Source organism: Bartonella sp. MU37NMGALS (assembly GCF_042194015.1).
GTDB classification, from domain to species: Bacteria; Pseudomonadota; Alphaproteobacteria; order Rhizobiales; family Rhizobiaceae; genus Bartonella; species Bartonella grahamii.
Genome location: NZ_JBHIML010000031.1, coordinates 1 through 6,674 on the forward strand (window position 1 = coordinate 1; position 6,674 = coordinate 6,674).

General features: G+C 41.6%; 8 protein-coding genes. 2 read left to right on the forward strand and 6 right to left on the reverse strand.

Annotated elements, in window-relative coordinates; genetic code table 11:
• On the forward strand, positions 1–1,120 hold a 1,120-nt coding region (locus ACFIJP_RS08255), incomplete at its 5' end, for a tyrosine-type recombinase/integrase (RefSeq protein WP_375626901.1).
• Between the two features lie 210 nt (positions 1,121–1,330).
• Complete coding sequence (locus ACFIJP_RS08260; RefSeq protein ID WP_015856172.1) at positions 1,331–1,531, forward strand: AlpA family transcriptional regulator; 201 nt, start codon at positions 1,331–1,333, stop codon at positions 1,529–1,531.
• 54 nt (positions 1,532–1,585) lie between these two features.
• Here ACFIJP_RS08260 and ACFIJP_RS08265 read toward each other — a convergent pair whose 3' ends face one another.
• The 6 genes from ACFIJP_RS08265 to ACFIJP_RS08290 all read right to left on the reverse strand — a co-directional run.
• On the reverse strand, positions 1,586–1,945 hold the full coding sequence (locus ACFIJP_RS08265; RefSeq protein ID WP_273724680.1) for a hypothetical protein: 360 nt from the start codon (positions 1,943–1,945) through the stop codon (positions 1,586–1,588).
• 182 nt (positions 1,946–2,127) lie between these two features.
• Entirely contained in the window at positions 2,128–2,535 is a 408-nt protein-coding gene (locus ACFIJP_RS08270; protein ID WP_375626903.1) for a hypothetical protein, read from the reverse strand.
• Positions 2,536–2,727: 192 nt separating this feature from the next.
• On the reverse strand, positions 2,728–3,135 hold the full coding sequence (locus ACFIJP_RS08275; RefSeq protein ID WP_375626905.1) for a hypothetical protein: 408 nt from the start codon (positions 3,133–3,135) through the stop codon (positions 2,728–2,730).
• On the reverse strand, positions 3,132–3,899 hold the full coding sequence (locus ACFIJP_RS08280; RefSeq protein ID WP_375626907.1) for a hypothetical protein: 768 nt from the start codon (positions 3,897–3,899) through the stop codon (positions 3,132–3,134). The genes ACFIJP_RS08275 and ACFIJP_RS08280 overlap by 4 nt, the downstream gene beginning before the upstream one ends.
• A gap of 9 nt (positions 3,900–3,908) precedes the next feature.
• Positions 3,909–4,313: a hypothetical protein gene (locus ACFIJP_RS08285; RefSeq protein WP_375626909.1), complete on the reverse strand. Its 405-nt coding sequence runs from the start codon at positions 4,311–4,313 to the stop codon at positions 3,909–3,911.
• On the reverse strand, positions 4,310–6,674 hold a 2,365-nt coding region (locus tag ACFIJP_RS08290; RefSeq protein ID WP_375626911.1), incomplete at its 5' end, for a hemagglutinin repeat-containing protein. The genes ACFIJP_RS08285 and ACFIJP_RS08290, both read right to left, overlap by 4 nt.

Below are 6,674 nucleotides of genomic sequence, written 5' to 3' on the forward strand. Positions count from 1 at the left end.
GGCTGGCAAATATAATGATGGTGCCGGCTTGTTACTTCATAAGCGTAAAGATGGAGGTGCTCAATGGATTTACCGTTTTACCATTCATGGTCGGCGCCGTGAAATGGGCTTGGGTGCCTTAAGACATGTCTCTTTAAAACAAGCCCGTGAATTAGCAACTGGGTGGCGTGCTGTTTTACGTGAAGGGCGTGACCCTATTAAAGAACGTGAAAAACAAAAGCGTGAAGCAATAAGCAATCTCCATTACTTAAAAGACATTGCCGTGGATGCTTTTGAAAGTCGTAAAGCCGAATTAAAAAGAGATGGTAAGGCTAGTGATTGGTTTTCACCTTTGCGGCTTTACATTCTCCCTAAATTAGGTTGCCTCCCCGTTTCAGAGATTACACAAACAGAGATACGCGATACGCTTTCTCCCATTTGGCATACAAAAGCTGGAACAGCTCAGATAGCATTGATACGTCTCAACCTTTGTCTCAAACATGCGGCTGCTTTGGGTTTGGATGTTGATTTACAAGCAACAGAAAAAGCACGTGCTCTCTTAGGAAAACAACGTCATAAGATCACTAATAGACCAGCAATGGATTGGAAAGATATACCAGATTTTTATCAGTTCCTCTGTAAAACACAAAACATAACACATCTTGCTTTGCGTCTGCTTATCCTTACAGGGGTTCGCTCTAACCCTTTACGTCTTATTCATAAAGATCAAATTGATGGGGATATATGGATCATACCTGCTGAGAATATGAAAGGAAAGCGTGATACTACAACAGAATTTCGCGTGCCCTTATCATCTGAAGCATTAAAAGTAATTGAACAAGCCCACTGTATCTCTAAAAGTGATTTCATCTTTTCACTTACCGGTCGTGGTCCTCTTTCACATACGATGATGGCGGCGTATATGAGAAAAAATAAAATTGAAGCCTGCCCCCATGGTTTTCGTTCTAGTTTACGCAATTGGCTCGCTGAAACAACCGATGCCCCCTATGAGGTCGCTGAAACTATTCTAAGTCATACGGTCGGCGGTAAAGTAGAGCGTGCCTATCGTCGCACTGACTATCTAGAACAACGCCGTGTCTATATGGATAAATGGGCGGCTTATGTCACTGGTCAATCTTAAGATATGGGGTGAATAACCCCATGATCTGTGGATAACTTTAGCTCTCTTTTCTCTCATTCGCTCTCAATTAGACTCATAATTTATCACATCAGAAATTATATGATAAAATATTGTTTTCTATAAATAAAATACCTTCAAAAATGAACCAAAATATGGTTAATAAATGCTTATGATTTGTTACCATTTTTTTACTTTTGAAAGGAAATTATTATGACAGAAAATGATATTCTTTTGACAGACCGTGAAAGTGCAAAATTGCTTCATATGAGTGTCTCAACATTCCGCCGTCATGTTACCAATGGCTCTTTGCCAAAACCTTTAAAATTTGGTTTTTTATCGCGTTGGTTACAATCAGATCTTTTGAATGTCATCGAGCAAGCAAAACAGCAACGTTATAACGACGCAGCATAAAAAGAAAACCTTGTCACGTAAGGACGGACAAGGCTTTCTCTGCTGAAGCAAGACTTAAGGCTGGCATTCAAGTTGTTCTGAATGTTTTTTACAATAAGGGCTATTTAAGCGTCTCTCAACACTTCGCTGAGGCATGACAGCACCAGGACGACATATGGGAAGATTGTCCGATTTATGGTTTTCACACCAATCTTGTATTGTAAAGCTAGGACGAAAACCTGATTGCGCCATACACATTTCAATACTGGCAAATTGATTCAAATCTAGCGCCACAACCTTATTAAGGTCCGGTACTCCACATTCTAAAAGTATTTTATTTCTCCATAATGCTGGAGAAAGTGAGGGAATTGAGTTAACACATCCAGTGATACTTAACAGAGCTATGCAACTCAACAGTTTTAAGATTTTCTTCATTTTTCCCCTCTTTCAATGGATTTATTTACGATAAAACAGAGCTCATAAACCTGTTGATATTTCCTGTCACCGCTGCTGAAAACAACAGTGAACAATATTGAAATGGTTAGTTGAGGAAACAATCCCGCCATTCCAAGTGAAGGCAAGGATGGCGGATTGTTGATCGTCACAAACAGCAAAACTTAAGGTTGGCATTCATCCGCATTTTTGTACTTTTTACAAAACGGGCTGTTTAAGCGCTTTTCGACACTTCTCTTCGGGATGACAGCACCAGGCTGACAAATGGGGAGGTTTTCCTCTTTAAAAGTATAACACGGCCTCCCTCCCCCTTTATAACGGAATCCTGCTTGAATCATACACGTATAAGTTGTTGCTTTTGCATTGATGCTCTGCTTTCTATTTTCTGAATCAGGATCGATAAGACTCGGCATTCCACATTCTAATAAGGCTTTTCCTACCTCAGTAGAATCCGCACCTGACTTCTCCCACATACTCACGTACCCTGGAGCAGGTTTGTCAATGTTTTCAATGTCACATCCAGTAACCGTTAACAAAATGAGTAGGCTTAATAAATTAAACAACATTTTCATTTTTTGTTCCCTGTTCTCGTTGAATAAAGTTTTTTAAAACCAAATGAACCGTAATTCCATCTACACGCATCACTCGCATCAGCATAACAATTATGGGGGCTCGGGTGTTGAGATGATTGGTTGAGGGAACAATCCCGCCATTCCAAGCGAAGGCAAGGATGGCGGATTGTTAATCATCACAAACAGCAAAACTTAAGGTTTGCATTCAGGTGCATTTTTATACTTTTTACAAAAAGGGCTGTTTAAGCGCTTCTTGACACTGCGCTGTGGTATGACAGCACCTGGACGACAAATGGGAAGGTTTTCGGTTCTAAAAGTATAACACCAATTACCTCCCAACTTATCTTTATAACGGAATCCTGCTTGGAGCATGCAAGCATGAATTGTTGCTTTAGCATTAATGCTTATATTTTCACTTTCTGGATCAACATCATAAGGCGTTGGCATACCACATTCTAACAAAGCTTTTCCTACCTCAGTAAAATCAGTAACACTATTTTTCTCCCACATACTCAAGTACCCTGGAGCAGGCTTATCAATGTTACATCCAGCAATATTTAACAGAATGAGACCACTTAATAATTTCAAGATTTGTTTCATTTTTTCCTCCCTGAATATTTTGAATAAATTGGCGTACGATTAGGTGAACCATAGCGCGATGTACACGCATAACCTGCATGACCATAACAAGCATGGACACTGGGGTAGCCCTTAAATATTTGCCCTGCTTCTTTCCAAGGACCACTTCCAGGAGGTATTTGCTCAAAGGTATAAGGATTTTTGCCAATCTTTGTACCCACAAAGTCATATTTATGATTTTCCAAGTTTACGTAATCCTGCTTTCCATCACTTAGGATATATAACGTATCTGCCATGTTTTGAGTATTATAAGCTGGTCCAAAGAAATTAATCGTTGTTTCCTTTGCTATACCATGAACACCATGCTTTTCTAAATCATGCAATCCATTGCCCGCTGTCATACTGCCGCGGCTATGGGCATCAACATGCAATCCTATATTGCCAAGGCTATACAACAGATTCTGGTACTTCTTCGTCGAATTGGTCAGAGCACCCAACTTACCTTCTAGAAAATACTGATACCCTGCAATGAACCCCTCTACCAAGAGCGAATCGCTATGAGGGAACATCAGAAAATAGTGCGGATCATTCTTGTTATCAGCCAACTGAACCGCATTATGGGCTGCTTCATCTGGTGTTGTAAAAATACCATTGAGGAAAACATGAACCTTGCCATCAGAACCTTTTTGTAAATTCTGTTGTTCTTCATCCGTTAAATAATGTGCGTGAGAAAACAATCGCGCCATTCCAAGCGAAGGCAAGGATGGCGGATTGTTGATCGTCACAAACAAAACTTAAGGTTTGCACTCAGGTTGTACTGGACTTCTTTTACAAAACGGGCTGTTTAAGCGCTTTTCGACACTTCTCTTCGGGATGACAGCACCAGGCTGACAAATGGGAAGGTCTTTATAATTATAGCACCAATATGGACCACCGTATCTATCACGAAATCCTGCTTGGACCATACAAGCATCAATGGATGCCATTTGATTTAAACTGAGGTTTCTATTTTCTGAATCAAGATCGATAAGACTCGGCATTCCACATTCTAAGAGGGCTTTTCCTATCTCAGTAAAATCTGCTCCCTCCTTCAACCACCCATGTACTTCCCCTGGAGGAGGTTTGTCAATGTTTTCAATGTCACATCCAGAGACACTTAACAGAACTATCCCACTTAATAATTTAAACAGTGTATTCATTTTTTTCTCCATAAATAACCTAAACCTAAATTATCTAAAATTGCATAAGGTGCATAAATTTTTGTATTATGATGTATTCCATAATTATCTTGACATTTTTTCCCCGCATTACCATAACACTTATGGGTACTAGGGTTATGCCCGATGAACGCTCCCCCTTGCTCTATCATTGGAGTTGCTGGTGGAAATATTGCATAAGGGAACCTCAAGGGTACCTTATAAGCAGTAGGTGGATTGTGACCAAATCCTGTACCTATGGGATCGAATATATGGTTTTGTAAATAAATATGATCTTTTTTACCATCACTCACATAATATAGTGCATTCGCTATTGATTGAGAGTTATCAGCTGGTCCAAAAAGATAGATATCTGTTTTTTCTGCTATACCGTGAATGCCATGCTGTTCAAAGTCACGCATTCCATTGCCCACTGTCAAGCTACCACGGCTATGCGCACTAACAATCGCCCCTGTATTACCATAACGATAGACAAAATCTTGTAACTTCTTGGTCGAATTACTCCATCTCCCAAAATACTCATAAATCGCTACTCCGATCTCTACGAGCCTGTCTTTAGCTTGTGGGTGGTATGTAAAATAAAGGGGTTCATGTTCATTATCAGCTAAGTGGACAGCATTACCGGCTGCTTCATCGGGTGTGTTAAAAATACCATTATAGAACATACGCCTGTTGCCATCAGAGCCAGCTTGTAAATGCTGCTCATCTTCAGCATTTAAAAAGTGATACAGAATAATATATTCTCCATCGCTGTCTTTTATATACTCTCCATTTTCATCGGTTAAATAGAGTACTTTGCCATTTTCATCATGCGCAATCTCACCTACTGGATGCTCTTTAACATTTGCGACTTCGCGCACTTTGTCCCAGTATCCCAATCCTTCATCCGATAAATCATTGATCATATCTACGCGATTATGAACGATCCCCTCAAGCGATGTGGCGTCCACCGGTGCAACGGCTTGGTGGGCTGTAGCGGTGTTGCGGTTGAGAGAGCCAATGATTTGTCCAGCATCTTGCCCCATCGCCCTCTGTCCAGTTGTATCAGTAAGGATGATAGTCCCATCACTGATAGCGGATTTGGTTTCCCCTTCTGCTGCATCTTTGGCTTTTCCATGACTTAAAGCATTTTTGGCAATGTTCTTTATCGTATCGTTCCCAGAAAGGCTAAACCCATGGCTGCTGGCTTTAGCATGCGCACTGTTGGAAATATCACTGGTGCTGATGCTTCCTGTGGTCAGGCTGTTTTTGTCCGCCGAGGCTGTGCTGGAAATAAGTCCTCCGGTTAGGGTCGTTTTGTCTTTAACAATGATATTAAAACCGCCATCACCCGCTTTGATGCCTGATTGCTCCACAACACTATGATAATCACTAGAGGATTTATCCTTTTGGAAAGAGGCGCTCATAGAGCCTCCACCTCCCGTTTGTCCAGCACCAAAACCAACAGAAACAGAGTTTTGCTTGCTGGAAGTTTGTCCCGTATCACTGCGGCTGGTAATGGCAAAATCACCCCCTACTTCCATTTCTACATGATCTGCAGAAGCCACGGCGCCTGCCAGTATGGTGTTTCCCTGACTTATGGTGTGAAGAGTGCCGGTGCCTATAATATGGCTGTTTTTGTGTTGAACTTCCTCACTGGAACCTTCCCCTTGACTAAAAGCAGCACTACCCGTTGCCCCTGCGCCACCCGTGCCATAACCGGTGCCAACACTCATTGAAGCACTTTCACTGCTGTTTTGTGTGCTTTGCGTGTTTTGTGCACTTTCAAAGGTGATATCTTCACCTGCTTCCATGGTGATGTTCCCGCTCTGTGCATCATTTTCCAGCACATAGATTGGATTGGTACCAGCAATAATATCAGCGCCAACACTATGGATGCTGCCTTCATGGGCATGGATATTAATAGAACGCCCTCCTTCTATGCTATTTGTCACCGCTGTGGAGACTTGAGAAGAGGCTTCTGTTTTCTCAGTTTTAAAGCCCACGGTTACACTGCCAGATGCGCCAGCCATATTGGCAAGAGCATCCTTGGTGGAGCCCCCCATCCCTCCTAATGGGTTACTCAGTCCTTTGGTTATGTTCCCCTTTTCCCCTGTGTTGCCAGTCAGCCAATTAATAAAGTTCTCTCCTTTATTAAAGAGGTGATTGATTTTCATGCCGGTCAATATGCCATTAATAACTGTATTGTTACCATCCTTATTGTTCATGCGGTCCGCTGAATCTTTTAGTCCTTGTACCGTGCCAAGGACACCGATATCAGCAGAGGCTGTCACACCAGCAAAAGACTTTTCATGCTTTTCTTTTGCGTTAGAGGTATCATAGCTTTCTGATAGGGTGATATTA